Here is a 608-nt window from a genome sequence, read left to right on the forward strand (position 1 = left end):
TTTCGACGACACCTTGTAGCGCTTTATTTGCTCAACTTTGTAACATGATGTATGCTTTAGTTGACTGCAATAATTTTTATGCTTCGTGCGAACGAGTTTTTAATCCAACCCTAAATGGAAAGCCTGTTGTGGTACTTTCTAACAATGACGGTTGTGTGATTGCACGTTCTAATGAAGCCAAAGATTTGGGCATTCCAATGGGTGCTCCTGCTTTTGAATACGAGAATAATTTTAGATTAAATAAAATTAATGTATTCTCATCCAATTATCCCTTATATGCGGATATGAGTAATCGCGTGATGACTATTTTGAAGTCGTATTGTCCTGATATTGAAATTTATTCGATTGATGAATCTTTTCTTCTTTTCAAAGGCTTTGATAACTATGATTTGGTGAAATATGCACAAGAAATTAAACAAAAAATATATACCATTACCAAAATTCCAGTTTGTATTGGTATTGCTCCTACAAAGGCTTTAGCTAAAGTGGCGAATCGAATAGCAAAGAAATTTCCGAAACATCATAATGGTGTTTATATGATTGATTCGAAAGAGAAAATAAACAAAGCCTTAAAATGGTTAAAATGTGAGGATATCTGGGGAATTGGG

1 pseudogene is annotated in these 608 nt (G+C 33.7%); it reads left to right on the forward strand.

Annotated elements, in window-relative coordinates:
• Window positions 1-47 precede the first annotated feature (47 nt).
• Window positions 48-608, forward strand: a pseudogene (locus tag B2X73_RS13660) (SOS mutagenesis and repair protein UmuC); the annotation flags it as partial.

This window comes from Empedobacter sp. UBA7252 (assembly GCF_002472765.1).
GTDB lineage: Bacteria > Bacteroidota > Bacteroidia > Flavobacteriales > Weeksellaceae > Empedobacter > Empedobacter falsenii_B.